At 58.4% G+C, this 17,230-nt stretch carries 15 protein-coding genes, 1 tRNA gene and 1 pseudogene; 4 read left to right on the forward strand and 13 right to left on the reverse strand.

The genetic code is table 11. The features are described from left to right. Nucleotides 1-19: 19 nt before the first annotated feature. Nucleotides 20-3,528 (reverse strand): annotated as a pseudogene (locus RBH71_RS15070) (PAS-domain containing protein). Nucleotides 3,529-3,744: 216 nt separating this feature from the next. Here RBH71_RS15070 and mscL point away from each other — a divergent pair. From mscL to galE, 3 genes are all read left to right on the forward strand, one after another. After that, a complete protein-coding gene (gene mscL, locus RBH71_RS15075) occupies nucleotides 3,745-4,173 on the forward strand; it encodes a large conductance mechanosensitive channel protein MscL (RefSeq protein WP_003515034.1) in 429 nt (142 codons plus the stop codon). A 152-nt stretch (nucleotides 4,174-4,325) separates the two neighbouring features. Further along, on the forward strand, nucleotides 4,326-5,492 hold the full coding sequence (locus RBH71_RS15080; protein WP_111800672.1) for a pyridoxal phosphate-dependent aminotransferase: 1,167 nt from the start codon (nucleotides 4,326-4,328) through the stop codon (nucleotides 5,490-5,492). Between the two features lie 326 nt (nucleotides 5,493-5,818). Beyond that, entirely contained in the window at nucleotides 5,819-6,850 is a 1,032-nt protein-coding gene (galE, locus tag RBH71_RS15085) for a UDP-glucose 4-epimerase GalE (protein ID WP_003515036.1), read from the forward strand. 27 nt (nucleotides 6,851-6,877) lie between these two features. On the opposite strand, the gene RBH71_RS15090 is transcribed toward galE, so the two are convergent. From RBH71_RS15090 to RBH71_RS15135, 10 genes are all read right to left on the reverse strand, one after another. Beyond that, complete coding sequence (locus RBH71_RS15090) at nucleotides 6,878-7,699, reverse strand: DUF6030 family protein (protein ID WP_003515037.1); 822 nt, start codon at nucleotides 7,697-7,699, stop codon at nucleotides 6,878-6,880. Between the two features lie 148 nt (nucleotides 7,700-7,847). Beyond that, a complete protein-coding gene (yacG, locus tag RBH71_RS15095; RefSeq protein ID WP_003515047.1) occupies nucleotides 7,848-8,075 on the reverse strand; it encodes a DNA gyrase inhibitor YacG in 228 nt (75 codons plus the stop codon). A gap of 3 nt (nucleotides 8,076-8,078) precedes the next feature. Next, nucleotides 8,079-8,702 carry a Maf-like protein gene (locus tag RBH71_RS15100; protein ID WP_003515050.1) on the reverse strand — a complete coding sequence of 208 codons (624 nt, stop codon included), beginning with the start codon at nucleotides 8,700-8,702 and terminating at the stop codon, nucleotides 8,079-8,081. A gap of 34 nt (nucleotides 8,703-8,736) precedes the next feature. Beyond that, nucleotides 8,737-8,955 carry a translation initiation factor IF-1 gene (gene infA / locus RBH71_RS15105; protein ID WP_003493814.1) on the reverse strand — a complete coding sequence of 73 codons (219 nt, stop codon included), beginning with the start codon at nucleotides 8,953-8,955 and terminating at the stop codon, nucleotides 8,737-8,739. A 210-nt stretch (nucleotides 8,956-9,165) separates the two neighbouring features. Next, the gene (locus tag RBH71_RS15110) at nucleotides 9,166-9,654 is read right to left on the reverse strand and encodes a low molecular weight phosphatase family protein (protein WP_013635463.1); all 489 of its coding nucleotides are present in this window, start codon (nucleotides 9,652-9,654) and stop codon (nucleotides 9,166-9,168) included. Between the two features lie 2 nt (nucleotides 9,655-9,656). After that, nucleotides 9,657-10,130: a UPF0262 family protein gene (locus tag RBH71_RS15115; RefSeq protein ID WP_003515052.1), complete on the reverse strand. Its 474-nt coding sequence runs from the start codon at nucleotides 10,128-10,130 to the stop codon at nucleotides 9,657-9,659. A 3-nt stretch (nucleotides 10,131-10,133) separates the two neighbouring features. Continuing rightward, nucleotides 10,134-11,432: a histidinol dehydrogenase gene (hisD, locus tag RBH71_RS15120; protein WP_003515053.1), complete on the reverse strand. Its 1,299-nt coding sequence runs from the start codon at nucleotides 11,430-11,432 to the stop codon at nucleotides 10,134-10,136. Nucleotides 11,433-11,563: 131 nt separating this feature from the next. Continuing rightward, nucleotides 11,564-12,004 carry a DUF2948 family protein gene (locus tag RBH71_RS15125; protein WP_003515054.1) on the reverse strand — a complete coding sequence of 147 codons (441 nt, stop codon included), beginning with the start codon at nucleotides 12,002-12,004 and terminating at the stop codon, nucleotides 11,564-11,566. A gap of 115 nt (nucleotides 12,005-12,119) precedes the next feature. Then, the gene (gene murA, locus RBH71_RS15130; RefSeq protein WP_003515055.1) at nucleotides 12,120-13,412 is read right to left on the reverse strand and encodes a UDP-N-acetylglucosamine 1-carboxyvinyltransferase; all 1,293 of its coding nucleotides are present in this window, start codon (nucleotides 13,410-13,412) and stop codon (nucleotides 12,120-12,122) included. 102 nt (nucleotides 13,413-13,514) lie between these two features. Further along, entirely contained in the window at nucleotides 13,515-13,781 is a 267-nt protein-coding gene (locus RBH71_RS15135) for a hypothetical protein (RefSeq protein WP_003515056.1), read from the reverse strand. A gap of 155 nt (nucleotides 13,782-13,936) precedes the next feature. On the opposite strand from RBH71_RS15135, the gene RBH71_RS15140 reads away from it, so the two are divergent. Further along, nucleotides 13,937-14,011, forward strand: a tRNA-Thr gene (locus RBH71_RS15140). 195 nt (nucleotides 14,012-14,206) lie between these two features. Here RBH71_RS15140 and RBH71_RS15145 read toward each other — a convergent pair. Further along, nucleotides 14,207-15,544, reverse strand: coding sequence for a flagellin (locus tag RBH71_RS15145; protein ID WP_003515057.1), 1,338 nt, complete (start codon nucleotides 15,542-15,544; stop codon nucleotides 14,207-14,209). A gap of 262 nt (nucleotides 15,545-15,806) precedes the next feature. Beyond that, complete coding sequence (locus RBH71_RS15150; RefSeq protein WP_035252026.1) at nucleotides 15,807-17,150, reverse strand: flagellin; 1,344 nt, start codon at nucleotides 17,148-17,150, stop codon at nucleotides 15,807-15,809. Between the last annotated feature and the right edge of the window lie 80 nt (nucleotides 17,151-17,230).

Here is a 17,230-nt window from a genome sequence, read left to right on the forward strand (position 1 = left end):
GCAAGGTCCGGGAGTTTTTTTATTCCGCCGCCGCGCGGGCCGTGCTGGATATCTGGTTGATATAGGCCCGCAGCGCGGCCGGTTTGACCGGTTTATGCTGGACGGAAATCCCGTATTTTTCCGCATCGCTGCGCACTTCAGGGCTGCGGTCCGCCGTCACAAGCAGGGCAGGGATCGTTTTGCCGTAGAATGTCCTGATCAGGCGGATGGCGCTGATACCGTCGCCGTCGTCGAGATGATAATCGGCAATGATGACGTCCGGCGCCGCTGACATTGTCAGGAACGGTTCTTCGAGTGTGGCCACCGAACCTGCGGGCAACACCTCACAGCCCCATCCCGTCAGCAATAACGTCATGCCCTCGAGGATTTTCGGCTCGTTGTCGATGCAGAGTACCCTGACGCCGGCAAGCCGGTCGCTCGCCACCGGATTGGCGATCCCGCCAGCGGCCTTGGCTGGCGTCAGGCGGTCTGCCTCGCGCGGCAGGTGGATACGGAATGTCGTACCTTTTCCGGGTGTGGAAATCAGCTGTACCGGATGATGCAGCATGCGCGACAGCCGGTCGACAATTGAAAGACCAAGTCCGAGGCCGGAGGCCGTTTTTGCACCCTCATCCAGCCGAGCGAATTCCTTGAAAACCGTGCGGAATTTGGATGCGGGAATGCCGATGCCGGAATCCGTCACCTGAATGACGACATCGCCTCCCCGGCGGCGCGCGCCAACGATAACCTTGCCACTCAGCGTGTATTTGATGGCGTTGGAGACGAGGTTTTGTATCAGCCGCCGCAACAGGTTCGGGTCGGAGCGGACGGTGAGCGAGGTGGGCATGACCACGAGATCGAGGTTCTTTTCCTGCGCCATAGGCGCGAAATCGGTTTCGATGCGTTTCAGCAGCTCGTTCAGCGGCACCGATGTCATGCGCGCTTTCATCGAACCGGTGTCGAGGCGGGAAATATCGAGCACCGCGCCGAGAATGGTCTCCACCGACTCGAGCGCCGAATCGATGTTCTGGACGAGATCGCTTTCCCCCGAGGCGCCAAGCCGCTCGACCAGCGAGGAGGAATAAAGCCGCGCGGCATTCAGCGGCTGGAGGATATCGTGGCCAGCGGCAGCGAAAACCGTGTCTTGCCGATGTTCGCCTCGTCGGCGGATGCCCTTGCCTCCGCAAGTTCGCGGTTGACGCGGGTAAGCTCCACGGTGCGCTCCGCCACCCGCTGCTCCAGCGTTTCATTGGCCTGTTTCAGTGCCTGATCGCTCGCCACTCTCTGCGTGATATCGGTGAAGGTGGCGACGATACCCTTGTCCGGCATGGTGTTGGAGCGCACTTCGATGATGCGCTCGCCGCCGCCAAGCACCAGCGAGAAAGGCAGGTCCATGGTCAGGAAACTGGTGATCAGCTGTTCCGTGTCGCCCGGCGGCATGTCGCCGCGCTCCTGCAGCATGGAAACGATGTCCGTCAGCGGCAGCCCCACCTGCCCGAATTGCTCAGGTAGATCGAGAAGGGTGCGGAAGCGCCGGTTCCAGATCGTCAGCTGCTGCGAGCTGTCGAAAACGGCGATGCCCTGGTCCATCTGCGCCAGCGCCGTTTGCAGCATGTCCTGATTATATTGCAGCGCCTCGCTTGCCTGATCCAGCAGCCAGGCCGTGTCGGCGCTGGTGTCCTCCGCCTTCTGGAGAATGATCGAAAGCACGAGACGGGCTGAGGAGGAGCCGATGGCGCTGCCCAGCAATTGTTCGGAGAAATGGATCAGCGCCATGTCGGCGGGCTGATCGTCATTGAGCTTCCTGCCCGCCGTCTTTTCATAGGTCGCCAGTGAGCGCAGCATGCGCTCTTCACCGAGATAACGGGCAATCGCGCTTTTGAGATCGCCGACGCTGACGCGGGTTTTCCAGCCGCGCGTGGCGAATTGTGATTTCGAATGGCGCTTCACGAAGATGCCGGACTGGATGCGCTCCACGGGTCGCGGGTTGCGTGAAAGCGAGCCAAGCACGAAAGCCATGCTGTTGACGAGCAGGCTGAGGATGACCGCGTTCACAAATGGGTCGGCCTCGGGACCGTTGAAGACCGTACTGCCAGAAAACAGGAAGCCGAGAACGGTGGCCGCGACCTCCGAATTATCAGGCCCGCCGAAGCTTGGCAGAAACAGCAGGTAGGCCCAGACAAAAAAGCCTGAACTCAAACCGGCAATCGCACCGCGCGCATTGGCGCGCCGCCAGAACAACCCGCCGAAAAGGGCAGGTGCCATCTGGGCGATGGCGGCAAATGCCAGGAGGCCGATGGAGGCAAGCCCGGTGGCGCTATCGGCCGCACGGTAATAGCCGTAGCCCAGAAGCATCACCGCAAAGATCGCTGTTCTGCGGATGTTGAGAAGCGTTTTGGCAAAGTTGTCCCGGTGCGGCGAGCGGTTCAAGAGCTTCTGCCGCAAAAAGATCGGCATGACGATGTCGTTGGAAATCATGATCGACAGCGCGACCGAGGCAACGATCACCATGGCGGTCGCCGCTGAAAATCCGCCAATGAAGGTAATCAGCGAAACGACCGGCATCTGATGCGCAAGCGGCAATTGCAGGACGTAAAGATCGGCGTTGCCATTGGCGCCGAGCGTCAAAATTCCGGCAAGCGCTATCGGCAGCACGAAGATGTTGATCGCAATCAGATAAAGCGGCAGCAGGAACCCCGCCATGCGCAGCTCTTCCGGCGTGCGATTTTCAACCACGGTGACATGGAACTGGCGCGGCAACAGGATGATCGCGAAACCGGAAAGCAGGGTCATCACGATCCAGCGGCTGATGGGCGTGTGATAGGATATGGCCCGCATGGCCCGTTCATTGCCCGACGCAAGTTCCCACAAATGCGAGGGGCCGTCGAAGAGGACGAACAGAACGTAAAAGCCGACGGTGCACATGGCCACGAGCTTGACGAGCGATTCCATTGAAATCGCCAGGATAAGCCCGTCCTGGTGTTCGGTGGCGTCGGTATGCCGGGTGCCGAACATGACGGCGAAGCCCGCCATGACGATGGTGACGAGCAGCGGCAGATCGAGGAAATAGAGGTTGCCGCTGCCAATGCCGTAATCGCCGGGATCGACCATCGTCGCCACCGAACTGGAAACGGCCTTCAATTGCAGCGCGATATAGGGAATGGCGCCGACAAGCGCGATGATGGCGACAATCATCGCCACGGTGGAGTTCTTGCCGTAGCGGGCGGCAATGAAATCGGCAACCGACGTCAGCTTTTCGGTTTTGGCAAGCTCCACGATCCGGCGAATGATCGGCATGCCAATGGTGAAGGCAAGGATCGGCCCGGTATAGATGCCGAGGAATTCCAGCCCCTTGTCCGCCGCAAGCCCGACGCCGCCGAAATAGGTCCAGGAGGTGCAATAGATCGCCAGACTAAGCGCATAGACGAACGGCCGCCCCTTTTTGGGAGCGTTTCTTTTCCGGCTGTTCCTGTCCCCATAACTTGCAACCGCAAACAGCAGCAGGACATAAGCGAAGGCCGAACCGAATATGATCCACCCAGGAAGCACGCATCCTCCCCATGCAACAATCCCTGAAAACGAGCATAGGCGAATTCCGGGCCGTTGAGAATGAGCGCGGTCTGATCATAAAGTTCAAGACTACCGTGCAAAAAGCCTAATAAATGCAATCTTGACGAATTCCAAATGGGACAGGAAATCTATATGGTTGAACCCGTAGGGACAGTCACATAGCTTCAGCTCGCGAAGCAGGAGAGGGACCATCTGATGCTTAACGAATTTAAAACCTTCATTGCCCGTGGCAATGTCATGGATCTGGCCGTGGGTGTTATTATCGGGGCGGCGTTCAGCAAGATCGTCGATTCCGTCGTCAACGACCTTATCATGCCGATCGTCGGTGCGATTTTCGGCGGGTTCGATTTTTCGAACTACTTCCTGCCACTCAGTTCCAGCGTCACCGCCAGCTCGCTTGCCGCCGCGCGCGATCAGGGCGCTGTCTTCGCTTATGGTAACTTTCTCACGGTCCTCATAAACTTCCTCATTCTCGCCTGGATCATTTTCCTGATGGTCAAAGGGGTCAACAAGCTTCGCGCTTCTGTCGACCGGAAAAAGATCGAGGAAAAGTCGGAACCGGCTCCGCCGCCGGAAGACGTCAAGCTTCTCACCGAAATCCGCGATCTGCTTAAGACGCGCTGAAGCTTAGATTGTCCCGGCGCGATATTGCTGACCATGGGTCAGCTTCCTCTCGCCGGGCATCCATCCATAAAGAAAATCCATGACTGTTGCACGGAATATCATGCATATCGCCCGTTCGATGCGATAAGAAGACACCAAACGGAGTGTCTTTAATGTCCATTTTGAACAGTCTGAGTGCGCGCTCTCTGGCGGCTCCCGAGAGCGGCATTGTCGAGGTCGTGAATTATGCCCGGGGACGGGACAATCTTCTGCCGCTTTGGGTCGGCGAAGGCGATCTGCCAAGCCCGGACTTCATCAACAAGGCGGCCATCGACGGACTCAACAATGGCGAGACCTTCTATACCTGGCAACGCGGCATTCCCGAATTGCGCCAGGCGCTCAGCAGCTACTACGAGCGTCACTTTTCAGCCTCTCTATCCGCAGATCATTTTTACGTAACGGGTTCCGGCATGCAGGCGATTGCGCTTGCGGTGCAGGCGCTGACCTCGCCGGGCGACGAGATGATCTATCTCACGCCCACCTGGCCCAATATTGTTGCCGCCATCGGCGTGGCGGGCGCAAAGGCGGTCGCAGCCGGCATCGATTTCCACGATGGTCGCTGGGATCTCGATATCGGCAAGCTGGAAAGTGCGATCACCGGTAAGACGAAGGCGCTCTTTATCAACACGCCGTCCAACCCGACCGGCTGGACCGCAACGCGAGACAATCTTCGCGATGTTCTGGCACTCGCCCGCAAGCACGACCTCTGGATCGTGGCGGATGAGATTTACGCACTTTATCACTATACCGGCACCCGTGCGCCGTCGTTCCTCGACGTGATGGAACCGGATGACAAAATCGTCTTCGCCAATTCTTTTTCGAAGAACTGGTCCATGACGGGCTGGCGTGTTGGCTGGCTTGTGGCGCCACCCGTCATCGGGCAGGTGATCGAGAACCTTATTCAATATTCCACCTCCGGCGTGGCGCAGTTCATGCAGCGCGGCGCAGTCGCGGCTCTCGACCATGGCGACGGTTTCGTCCGCGAGAACTACGAACGCGCTCTGACATCCCGCGACATTCTCTGCGATGCGCTGATCGCGACGAACCGCGTGGAAACATTGAAGCCGGATGGCGCTCTTTATGCCTTCCTCAAGGTAGACGGCGTCACTGACAGCCGCGCCACGGCTCTGGATATCGTTGACAAGACCGGCGTCGGCCTCGCGCCGGGCACCGCCTTCGGCCAAGGCGGAGAGCTGTTTCTCCGTGCCTGCTTCCTGCGCAACCCAAAGCAGATCGAAGACGCAGCCGATCGGCTTGCGTCCTATATTCTCGGCACATAACCGCAATCCTGCGATAGCCCGCCCTGCCGCGCCGAATTTGGCCGCGGCAGGCAGATTTTCTACCAAAAGAATCATGGCGAGCCGCTAAAACTACAACCTAACGGCGTACCAATCGACGTGCGGGCTTTTCTGTGCTATGCGCCTTGTGTTCCATTTATGAGAACATTTTCATCTAATAAATAAAACACACTTCATTGCGCTAACCAATCGTAAGCCACCTTTTCATAGGGGCGAGGGATAGGTGGGGTATTTGCTGTGCAAGTAATCAATGATGAAGAATTATTGGCTTTGATGGACGCAACAAAAGCAAACAGGGAAGTAATGTCATGGCTGTTCTGGTCACCGGTGGGGCCGGTTATATAGGAAGCCACATGGTGTGGGCTTTGCTCGACGCCGGTGAAGACGTCGTTGTTGTCGACCGTCTTTCGACGGGATCACGTTGGGCGGTCGCGCCAGCGGCGCGTTTCTATCTCGGCGACGTCGCCGATCGCGACTTGCTCGGCCAGATTTTCGAACACAACCAGATCGAGACCATTTTCCACTTCGCTGGATCCGTCAGCGTCCCTGAATCGATCAGCCAGCCGCTGGAATATTACGAAAACAATACCGGCACAACCCGCGCCCTTGTTGCGGCGGCAGTCGGTCATGGTATCCGCAATTTCATCTTCTCTTCAACTGCCGCGGTCTATGGGAACCAACCCTTTGATGGCCCGGTGCCGGAAACGGCAGTTCTCAGCCCGGAAAATCCCTACGGCCTGTCGAAACTCGCCTCAGAAATCATGTTGCGCGATGTCGTGCAGGCGCATGATTTCAACTATGTGGCGCTGCGTTATTTCAATGTTGCCGGCGCCGACCCGAAGGGCCGTGCCGGGCCGTCCCCCACGGGTGTGGCGAACCTCATCAAGGTAGCGTGCGAAGCGGCAACCGGCCGGCGCGACAAGGTTGAGGTTTACGGAACAGATTATCCGACCGCTGACGGCACCGGCGTTCGCGACTATATCCATGTCAGCGATCTGATCGACGCGCATATGCTCGCCATGGCGCATCTGCGTGCTGGTGGCGGCACACGAACGCTCAATTGCGGTTATGGTGTCGGCTATTCGGTACTGGACGTGCTGCATGCCGTGCAGCGGGAATCTGGAAACGATTTCCCGGTTATCCACTGTCCCCGCCGCGCCGGCGACATTGCCACGATGGTTGCGGATTCGAGCCGCATCCAGTCGGAACTCGGATGGTCGCCGCGTTTCAATGATCTCACAACCATCGTTCGCACGGCCCTTCAGTGGGAGGCCAAACGTCAAGCCCAGCGAAGCGACAGGATTCTGCCTGGGCGGCATAAACTGGCAGCGATAGGCTGAGCAGCCGTTGGTTTTCGGGATGCGGTTCTACCTGACGGAAAAATAGAGGACCGGACGATCCGAAAGAGTGGCAGCGGGAAGCCATTTCTCGCTGTCGAAAAAGCTGCGCGTGAGCTTCAGTCCCGGCAATTGTTCCGTTGCCAGCAAAATCAGGTTCAGCCGATGCGGCGCAGACGGCTCCGGCTTTAGGGAGACCGAAATACCGAAATGCTCTGCCTGATAGGGTTGCAGCCTGCGTGCCGGCTCAAGCATGCTGGCAAGGTCGGCCCAGCGGGTCTGCTCGATGATCATCGCCAACGCGTCCTCAAGCTTCGTCAGAATAACGGCACCATCAGGTGTTTGCGGCGCAACCACTTTCATCCTGATAGAGCGAACCTCGTCGGACGCCTCGCCTCTGATGTCGAGAAAAAGCGATGCACGTTCCGACGCGTTCGCCGTGTCCCCGACCACAAGATCGGCCATGCATTCGAAATTGCGGATCTTCACCGGGCTTGCGTGCCAGCCTTGCGGGTTGGAAAAGCCCGCCGCGGTAAAGCGGTCGCAGAGGTCCTTGCCGGACAGAACGAAGTCGCGGGCAAAGGATGCCCTGTCGCCGCCTTGCTCGAATTTCAGCAGATGCGGCGGTAGATTGAGCTTTTGGGCGGTAACCTTTTGCCGCTTGACGGGCTTCATCCGGGCTGGCTGCTCGGCGGAGCGTGTGGCAGGCGCAAGGTTGAGATAGCTCAGCAGGCTTTTGAGATGTTTCTTGTCATTGGCAAGCAGCACCGTTGACAATATGGCAAGACAAACTGCCAGCACCGCAAACAGCAGCGCGCCAGGCCTTACTCTTTTTTGCAGGCTTGCGTCCATCGGGGAACCCTAATGGCTGCCGGGGGAGGGGCGTCAACCGGTTTTTGATATGGCTTTCGGGCTGTCGGTAACCCGGTGAATATACTGCGAGCTGAAGGTCATTAAAAATATTCTGTATTCCACCGCCGGATTTTCCGGCGGCGCAACGTTATTCGGAGGAATTTTTGAACGAGTCCTGCTCGTCCGCGCTGCTTTCGTCGTCGGCGACAGGAATGGCGTAGGAACCGTTCAGCCAGCGGGCGAGATCGAGCGAGCGGCAGCGATCCGAACAGAACGGATAGTCTTCCCGTGTCGAGGGCCGCCCGCACTCCGGACATGGCTTCGTTTTCCGAAGCGGCGTGACATTTCCCGAACCTTCAGGAGATGATTTTGTCATGGTCTATCCTTCGAGCCAGCCCGACGTCACCTCGAATCCTTCACCGGAAAGAAGCGACATGGTCTCATACAGCGGCAGGCCGACGACATTGGTGTAGGAGCCGGTCAGTTTCTGCACGAATGAGCCGGCAATGCCCTGGATACCATAGGCCCCGGCTTTGCCGCGCCATTGCCCGGAGGCGATATAGGCGTCGATCTCGCGCGTGGTAAGGCGTTTGAAACGCACCTTGGTTTCCACAACCTTCTGACGGATCTTGCCGCCGGGCGTCACAAGGCAGATGCCGGTATAGACCCAATGGCTGCGCCCCGAGAGAAGATGCAGCGCTGCGGAAGCCTCCTCGGTATATTCCGCCTTGCCGACAATGCGGCGACCCACGGCCACCACGGTGTCGGAGCCGAGAACATAGGCGTCTTTCCACGTCTGCTCGCTCTTCAGCGCCGCATGCGCAGCCTCGGCCTTCTGTAGCGACAGGCGACGGCACAGCGTGCGCGGATGCTCAAGCTTTACGGGCGTTTCGTCGATATCCATCGGCATCAGACGTGCCGGCTCGATGCCGATCTGGTGCAACAGTTCCAGACGCCGCGGCGAACCGGATGCCAGAACGAGCTTTTGTTTTGAGTTGGTCATTGCGCTGCCCGGGCTTCCGAATGCCGAAAACGGATTACTTGAAGCGATAGGTGATGCGGCCCTTGCTCAGGTCGTAAGGCGTCATTTCGACCAGCACCTTGTCGCCCGCCAGAACGCGGATACGGTTCTTGCGCATGCGGCCCGCCGTGTGGGCGATGATTTCGTGTTCGTTCTCAAGCTTCACGCGAAATGTTGCGTTCGGCAGCAATTCGGTTACGATGCCCGGGAATTCGAGGACTTCTTCTTTTGTCATGTAAGGGTTTTCTTCCTGTTGATAGTGCCGGACCTGTCGTGTCCGGGAAAATTGCGCGGAAACTACACAATCCCGGCACATTTGTGAACCTCTAAAGCATCACGGCGAAAATCGGAACCGATTTTCGCCAGGTCAGAGGTGCGGATCGAATAAATGCCTGTCCTGTGCGGCGTTTGAAGTGTCTGGTACGATCGAAACGGACACTCAACCTCAGTCTTTTGAAAGCGTATCCGCCGCCGGCTGCGGCCTACCTGGCAGGCGTTCGGCAATCAGCCTGGCAAGATGGTCCCGCACCTCGCGATAGGCATCCAGAATCTGGTCCCGCGTGCCGGTGATGACGGTTGGGTCCATGGTTGGCCAATAGACAACGTCGAGCGAGTTCGAGCGTGTCAGTTCAAGTGCTGCGTGATGAGCTTCGGGTGTCAATGTAATGATCAGATCGAAAAAATCATCCTCGATCTCGTCCAATGTGCGCGGTTTGTGTTTGCCGAGCGAAAATCCCTGTTCTTCCAGCACTGCATCCACAAAGGGGTCACGCTCGCCCGCCCGCACGCCGGCCGACTGGATGTAGATGCCGGGCGCCACCAGTCGTTTGGCGATGACCTCGGCCATGGGAGAACGGATGGAGTTCATGCCGCACATGAAGAGGACCGATTTGGGAGCCTGTCCCCCATTTGGAGCCGTGGCGGGATCTCTCATCTCTAACCCCGCCAATAAAGCACACAGACAAGGGTGAAAAGACGGCGCGCAGTATCGAAATCGATTTTGATCTTGCCGGAAAGCCGGTCCATCAAAGTCTGCGAGCCGTCATTGTGAATGCCCCGCCTGCCCATGTCGATCGCCTCGATCTGGCTTGGAGTGGAGGAGCGTATCGCCTCGTAATAGCTTTCGCAGATCAGGAAATAATCCTTGATGATGCGGCGGAACGGCGTCAGCGACAGGATATGGGTCGAGACATCCTTCTCGTCTTCGGTCTTGATCGAGAAAACCAGCTTGGCATCGACCAGCGATATGTGCAGCCGGTATGGACCGCCCTCATGGCCGAATGGTTCGAACGTGTTTTCCTCTATCAGATCAAAAATGGCGACGGCACGTTCATGCTCCACGTCCGGCGTGGACCGGCCGATGCTATCGTCCAGAACCACATCGCAGAGCCGGAAATCGCCTGAAGCCATCTCTTAACTTTCCGGGTTGAGGCGAATGGAGACGGAGCGCGCATGCGCGTCCAGCCCCTCCGAACGGGCAAGGGTGATCGCCGCCGGCGCAAGCTGCCGCAGCTGCTCAGGCCCGAGACGCAGGATCGAGGTACGCTTGACGAAATCCAGCACTGAAAGGCCGGAAGAGAAGCGCGCTGAGCGCGCAGTCGGCAGAACGTGGTTGGAGCCGCCGACATAATCGCCGATCACCTCAGGCGTATGGCGCCCGACGAAGATCGCGCCGGCATTGCGGATGTGCGCCATCAGCGCATCCGGATCGTCAACGGCAAGCTCCAGATGCTCGGCCGCAATGCGGTTGGCCAAGGGAATGGCATCGGTGAGCTTTTCGACGAGAATGATCGCACCGAAATCTGCCCAGCTCGCCGCTGCCGTCTCGGCGCGCGACAGCCGTTTCAGCTGCCGTTCCACCGCCGCCTCCACCGCCTTGCCGAGTTCGGCATTGTCGGTGATGAGAATGGACTGCGCGCCACGGTCATGCTCCGCCTGCGCCAGAAGATCGGCGGCCAGCCAGTCCGGATCGTTGTCCTTGTCGGCAATGACAAGCACTTCGGAAGGCCCGGCGATCATGTCGATGCCGACAGTTCCGAAGACATGCCGTTTCGCGGCCGCCACATAGGCGTTGCCGGGGCCGACAATCTTGGCGACAGGCGTGATTGTTTCCGTGCCGTAGGCGAGTGCAGCCACGGCCTGTGCGCCGCCAATGCGGTAGATTTCCTCAACACCTGCGATGCGCGCGGCGGCAAGAACGGCGGGGTTTATCACGCCGCCATTCGCCGGCACGACCATGACGATACGCTCGACACCGGCAACCTTGGCGGGGACAGCATTCATAAGGACGGAGCTTGGATAGCTCGCGGTGCCGCCGGGCACATAAAGGCCGACAGCCTCGATCGCCGTCCAGCGTGAACCGAGGCCCACACCGATCTCGTCTTCGTAGATATCGTCCTTCGGCATCTGCCGCGCATGGTGTTTTTCAATGCGCCGGGCTGCGAGTTCGAGAGCTTCGATGACACTTCTGTCAACGGCTGCGACGGCCGCATCGATCTCTTCCGCTGTCACCCGCATCGAGACCTTCGAGAAATCGATGCCGTCGAATTTAATGGAGTAGTGGGCAAGGGCCGCATCGCCGCGATTGCGGACGTCATCGATGATGTCGCGAACGGTCGCGTTGACGTCTTCCGAAACTTCCCTCTTGGTTGTCAGGAAGGCAGCAAATTTCTGTTCGAAATCAGCCGATGCCCGCTCCAGCCAGATTGCCACGCCATTACCCTCTCATTTTCCTCGCGGCGATCCCGCGAGGTGCACGAACTCACCGCAGAAAAATGCGGCTCTGGTATGTGGCATAAATCGAAACAGTGACGAAAGGCAACCGTTGCAATGGCGTGGAGAGCTTATTCGCTATCGGGATGATGCGGTTTGGCGGCAGTTTCCCAGGCGCCGCTCACATCCGTCAGCTGCGCCTCGATGCATTCGACATCGAGTGCGATAGCCCCGCCGCCCGAAAGCGTCAGTTCGACGGCGCCATCAGGACCTTCGCCGTTCTGCACGAAGCGGATTGCAAGGAGCGAAAGCACCTGTTCCTTATCACTGCGATTGATGCCGTGCGAGCGGACGGCGGAGACCCGCTTCAGGAAAACCACGCTGCGGCATCGCTCCGGCGGCAGGTTCTTCTTATTCGCGCTTTCCCAGACGAAACGATTGGCGGAAAGTGTAAATTGGCCCTGCTTTGCCTCGAATGCAACGTCCTTCAGTTTGAAGACGCTGTCCTGCATGTGCGTCGAAATGACGGAGAGATCTTCAGTATCCAGCGCGAGCAATTTCAGGCCGCTCATCGTTTTCTTCCTTTTCCGCGGGGCCGCGCCCGCAATGTCTATTCCTTGTACAGGAAATAGGCAGTCGCGGCCCGCTCTGCAACGGGGAGAAAACGAATGAGCGGCGATGAAAGGATCAATCGCTGACGCGTTCGACCAGCGCACCGCAGCGGGTGAGCTTTTCTTCAAGCCGTTCGAAACCGCGATCGAGGTGGTAGACGCGCGAAACCATGGTCTCGCCTTCCGCCACCAGTCCCGCAATGACCAACGACACCGAGGCGCGCAGATCGGTTGCCATGACAGGCGCACCCTTCAGGCGGGTAACGCCTTCGATACGGGCCATCTGCCCGGAGAGCGAAATCTTCGCGCCGAGACGGGCCAGTTCCTGCACATGCATGAAGCGGTTTTCGAAGATGGTTTCGGTAATGTGGGATACACCCTGCGACCGGGTCATCAGCGCCATGAACTGCGCCTGGAGGTCGGTCGGGAAGCCGGGGAAGGGTTCGGTGACGATATCGACCGGCTGAATGCCGTTGCCGTTGCGCACGACGCGCAGACCGGTCTCCGTGTCGCTGATCGACACTCCGGCAAGCCGCAGCGTGTCCAGCGCATTGTCGAGCAGCGATGCACGCGTGCCTTCCAGCACCACATCACCGCCAGCCATGGCCACGGCCATGGCATAGGTGCCGGTCTCGATACGGTCAGGCAGCACCCGGTGGCGTGCGCCGGAGAGCGAGGTAACGCCCTCGATGGTGATGGTGGAGGTGCCAGCGCCCTCGATCTTCGCGCCCATCGCAATCAGGCAGTGCGCTAGATCGACGACTTCCGGTTCGCGGGCGGCGTTGTGAATGACGGTGGTGCCTCTCGCAAGGCTCGCGGCCATCAGCATCACATGCGTCGCGCCGACGGAGACTTTCGGGAAGGTATAAACAGCGCCGATCAGGCCGCCCTTTGGAGCGCTGGCGTTGATATAGCCGCCATCGATCTCCATCGTTGCGCCAAGCGCCTGCAGGCCCTCGATGAACAGGTCCACCGGACGTGTGCCAATGGCACAGCCGCCGGGCAGTGAAACGCGCGCACGGCCTTCACGGGCCAGAAGCGGGCCGATGACCCAGAAGCTGGCGCGCATCTTGGAAACCAGCTCGTAAGGTGCGGTGGTATCGACAATGGTACGGCAGGTGAAGTGGACCGTGCGGGAATAGGCTTCGCCCTGGCTTTCACGACGGCCATTGACCGAAATATCGACGCCATGATTGCCGAGAATACGGATGAGCTGCTCGACGTCCGCCAGATGCGGCACGTTTTCGAGCGTCAGCGTATCGCTGGTCAGAAGCGAAGCGATCATCAACGGCAAGGCGGCGTTTTTCGCGCCGGAGATGGGAATGACGCCGTTGAGCTTGTTACCACCCGTAATTCTGATGCGATCCATGCGTCCCTACGGGCCTTTGCCCGCCTTTCTTAATCATGCCTTGCGGAAATGCGCGTCCTTAGACGAGTTTCCGCGGCGTTTCAAATGATGCTGGTGAATTCTCTATGAGGATGATTCGTCCGTTTTTGCGGCAGGCAGGCCAATCGTCTCATCCGCATCGCCGGCCCGGCGCGCGCGAACCTGCTGTTTGCGCTTCTGCAGGTTTTCACGCAGCTTCTTCGCTGCCCGCGCCTTGCGCTCCGCCTCGCGTTGCCGCGCCTTCTCGCCGGGACCTGCCTGCGCGTTGCCGCTTGCCGCAACGGCAACGGGGTCTTCTGAAGCGTTCACGGAAAACGCCGCCTTTGCCTGTTTGTCATGATGTTCGTTCATAAATTCAGCAATATCCGAAAAATACGTTTTTCAACAGGGGGAACGCTTTTTTGCCCCGCTTGTTGAAGAATATCGTTTTGCGACTTGCGCTCGTCAAAAACCTATGGCAATAGGCCGCCACGCTTGATGCTGAAGCAAACGCTTCGGCACCGGATGCTGCTATAGCTCAGGGGTAGAGCACTCCCTTGGTAAGGGAGAGGCCGAGAGTTCAAATCTCTCTAGCAGCACCATTTTCCCCAATAAAATCAGAAATTTACGCAACGTGCCGGTGGGTCTTGTCCACGATGTCGGCTTGCTTTTTCGCGCATTCTGCACTGGTCTCGGTAAATGTGAAAACCGCGCCTCTTGCGAAGCGCGGTTTCCATTTCCGAATATTCTGTTGCTGCCAGAGCGGGACGAAACCGCCCGTAGCCAACGGGCGCCGCTTACTGGCGGAATAGCGACAGGATATTCTCGGAGCTGGTATTGGCGATGGAGAGCGACTGGATTGCCAGCTGCTGCTGGGTCTGCAGAGCCTTCAGCTTGGTGGACTCTTCGTTCATGTCGGCATCAACGAGACGTCCGACGCCCTTGTCGATGGAGTCTGTGAGCTTGTTGACGAAATCTTCCTGAAGATCGAGGCGCATCTTGATGGAGCCGAGATCGGCGCTCGCGCTGATCAGCGATTCCAGCTTGGTGTTGACGAACTGGATCATGTTGTCGAGGCCGTCATTGTCCGTCAGCGGCTGGCCCTTGGCGTCCAGCAAACCGCTGAGATCCTTGGTGATGTCGAGATCGATCAGCGAGTAGCCGAGCTTCTGTGCCATCTGGGAATCTGCGGCGGCGGTTTCGAGGTAAATATTGTTATTGGACGAACCGCCGGTTCCGATTGCCGTTACAGTGGTGCCTGCAGGCGTCGGCGCGGTATTGTTGGCTTTTACGTAGAGGGCTTCACCCGCTGCGTTTTCGCCGATCTTGAAGTAGGTGCCGTTGTTTCGTGCGGTTGTCGCCGCAGCAACGGTTACGAGGCCGGTTACTGCGTCTGGAGCAGAAACTGTGGTCGTCGTCCCCGAGGGGAAACCCAGAAGCTGGGATTGCGTGAACACCTTTGCGGTAGAGGGCGTGTTTGTGGCAGCACCTGCGGGTGTGGTCGTGGTAATCTCGAAATTGCGCAGGGAGCCTGTATCGGAATAATAGGCGGCGCTATCGAGGATACCGTTTTTCGCCGCACCGGTCGAGGTATCGAAAAGGGCAGTCTTGTTGTCGACCTGAACGTTGATCGTCTTGACTGCAACATTGCCCGCGCCGTCACGGATGAAGGAGCCGACGATCTGCTTCGTTATCGGGGTGAGGTTGCCGGATGCGTCGCTAATCTTGCCCTTAAGCCAGTTTTCGCCGGAGAAGGAGGCGGATTCGCCGATGCTTTTCAGCTGGTCCTGGAGCTGACGGATTTCTTCCTGGATCTTTGCCTTGTCGACGCCGGCCTCGCGGGCGGCAACCAGCTTCTTGCTGATTTCCTTGACGACATCGACAGTGGTTTCCATGGCGGAATAGGCTGTATCGACCTTTGCGGCGCCGAGGCCGAGGGCGTCCTGAACAGCGGAAAGAGCACCGTTATCCGAACGCATGGTGGTCGCGATAGACCAGTAGGCGGCGTTGTCGGAGGCGGTTTTGACGCGCAGGCCGGAGGAGACACGCGACTGCGTTTCTTCCATGTCGCTGCCGATTGCGCGGAGGGTCTGAAGGGCGGCCATTGCCGCGACGTTCGTCAAAATGCTGGTCATAATTATTTGCCCCTTGATTGGCTTAAATGAAAAGGGACATTCCGGATTGCCGCCGGTAACGATCGCGCGGCTTGATGCCTGTTAACCTCTTTTTCGTCTTGGTTAACCAATCGTTTCGATGGCTAGGTTTTAGGGCCCGAATGGTTAACAAAGCCTAAACTGTTGTTAATAAAAATTAGGAAATAATAATTTCTCTTAACCATGACGGAAAAAGCCGCACCCTTTCGGATGCGGCTCGATTTTTTGGCGATGTCTTTTCCGATTAACGGAAGAGCGACAGGATGCTCTGCGAGTCGTTGTTGGCGATCGACAGGGCCTGAACAGCCAGCTGCTGCTGGGTCTGAAGAGCCTTCAGCTTCGTGGATTCTTCGTTCATTTCAGCGTCGACGAGACGGCCGATGCCCTTGTCGAGCGAGTCGGTCAGCTTGTTGACGAAGTTTTCCTGCAGTTCGATGCGCATCTTGACCGAGCCGAGGTCGGCAGCGGCGGACGTCATGCTCTGGAGCTGCTTGTCAACGAAGGAAACCATGGCGTCGAGGTACTGGTTTTCCGAGACTGCCGAGCCGTCGCTGTTCTTGAACGTGCCGGTCAGGTCCTTGGTGATGTCCAGAGACGTCAGGGAGTAGGTGAGCTGCGTTGCGAGCTGGGCGGTTGCGCCTTCTTCCAGGTAGATCTTGGTGGTGCCGTCGAGGCCAACGGCAATGTTGGTCTTGGTTGCCGGCGAGGTCGGCGCAGTCGTGTTGATTTTCACATACTGGTCGTTGCCAAGATTGAAGTAGGTGCCGTTGACGTCGGGGGCTGTCGCATCGGCGTTAGCGATCGTGACGATACCCGTTGCAGCAGCGGTGGTGAAGGTGACGGCGGTGCCGGCAGTTGCTTCCTTCAGACCCTTGAGCTGGGCTTCAGTGTAAACCTTGGCTGCTGCAACCTTGGTCACCGGCTGGGCGGCGCCTACGCCGTCCGAGTCATTGGTGATTTCGAACAGCTTGTAGCTGCCCGTGGAAGAAAAATAGGCGTAGGAGTCGAGGACGCCCTGCTTGTCCTTTGCAGCGCCCGAAGACGTGTCGAAAAGCACCGTGTTACGGCTCAGGTCAACGTTGACGGTCTTTACGGACACGTTGCCGGCAGCGTCGCGGATGAAGGAGCCAACGATCTGCTTGGTGACGTTCTTCAGTTCGCCAGCACCGTTGCTGACGGTTGCCTGCAGCCAGTTTTCACCGGAGAAAGACGAGGAGCTGGAGATCGACTTCAGCTGATCCTGCAGCTGGGTGATTTCTTCCTGGATCTTGGACTTGTCGACACCGGGTTCGCGGGCGGCAACCAGCTTGTTCTTGATTTCCTTGACGACGTCGATGGAGGATTCCATACCCGAATAGGCAGTGTCGACCTTTGCGGCGCCGAGGCCGAGGGCGTCCTGAACAGCGGAAAGAGCGCCGTTGTCGGAACGCATCGTGGTCGCGATCGACCAGTAAGCGGCGTTATCGGAAGCTTCGCCGACGCGCTGGCCGGAAGACACGCGGTCCTGCGTCGTTTCCATGTTCTGGCCGATGGAGCGCAGGGTCTGGAGTGCAGACATAGCTGCTACGTTAGTGAGAATGCTCGTCATAGTAAATTTGCCCCTTGAATGGCTGATTAAAGAAGGGACATTCCGGTCTCACCGGGAACAGCGCACAGCATCATGCCTGC

The sequence above is a fragment of the Rhizobium sp. AN68 genome (assembly GCF_030758035.1).
Classification (GTDB): domain Bacteria; phylum Pseudomonadota; class Alphaproteobacteria; order Rhizobiales; family Rhizobiaceae; genus Agrobacterium; species Agrobacterium tumefaciens.

What these genes read in the sequence shown, in the direction of transcription:
- mscL (WP_003515034.1), top strand. Translation starts at nt 3,745, where the DNA reads ATGCTTAACGAATTTAAAACCTTCATTGCCCGTGGCAATGTCATGGAT.
- RBH71_RS15145 (WP_003515057.1), bottom strand. Translation starts at nt 15,544, where the DNA reads ATGACCAGCATTTTGACGAACGTCGCGGCAATGGCCGCCCTTCAGACC.
- RBH71_RS15150 (WP_035252026.1), bottom strand. Translation starts at nt 17,150, where the DNA reads ATGACGAGCATTCTCACTAACGTAGCAGCTATGTCTGCACTCCAGACC.
- RBH71_RS15125 (WP_003515054.1), bottom strand. Translation starts at nt 12,004, where the DNA reads ATGAGCGGCCTGAAATTGCTCGCGCTGGATACTGAAGATCTCTCCGTC.
- galE (WP_003515036.1), top strand. Translation starts at nt 5,819, where the DNA reads ATGGCTGTTCTGGTCACCGGTGGGGCCGGTTATATAGGAAGCCACATG.
- infA (WP_003493814.1), bottom strand. Translation starts at nt 8,955, where the DNA reads ATGACAAAAGAAGAAGTCCTCGAATTCCCGGGCATCGTAACCGAATTG.
- RBH71_RS15100 (WP_003515050.1), bottom strand. Translation starts at nt 8,702, where the DNA reads ATGACCAACTCAAAACAAAAGCTCGTTCTGGCATCCGGTTCGCCGCGG.
- RBH71_RS15115 (WP_003515052.1), bottom strand. Translation starts at nt 10,130, where the DNA reads ATGGCTTCAGGCGATTTCCGGCTCTGCGATGTGGTTCTGGACGATAGC.
- RBH71_RS15135 (WP_003515056.1), bottom strand. Translation starts at nt 13,781, where the DNA reads ATGAACGAACATCATGACAAACAGGCAAAGGCGGCGTTTTCCGTGAAC.
- RBH71_RS15090 (WP_003515037.1), bottom strand. Translation starts at nt 7,699, where the DNA reads ATGGACGCAAGCCTGCAAAAAAGAGTAAGGCCTGGCGCGCTGCTGTTT.
- RBH71_RS15110 (WP_013635463.1), bottom strand. Translation starts at nt 9,654, where the DNA reads ATGAGAGATCCCGCCACGGCTCCAAATGGGGGACAGGCTCCCAAATCG.
- yacG (WP_003515047.1), bottom strand. Translation starts at nt 8,075, where the DNA reads ATGACAAAATCATCTCCTGAAGGTTCGGGAAATGTCACGCCGCTTCGG.
- RBH71_RS15080 (WP_111800672.1), top strand. Translation starts at nt 4,326, where the DNA reads ATGTCCATTTTGAACAGTCTGAGTGCGCGCTCTCTGGCGGCTCCCGAG.
- murA (WP_003515055.1), bottom strand. Translation starts at nt 13,412, where the DNA reads ATGGATCGCATCAGAATTACGGGTGGTAACAAGCTCAACGGCGTCATT.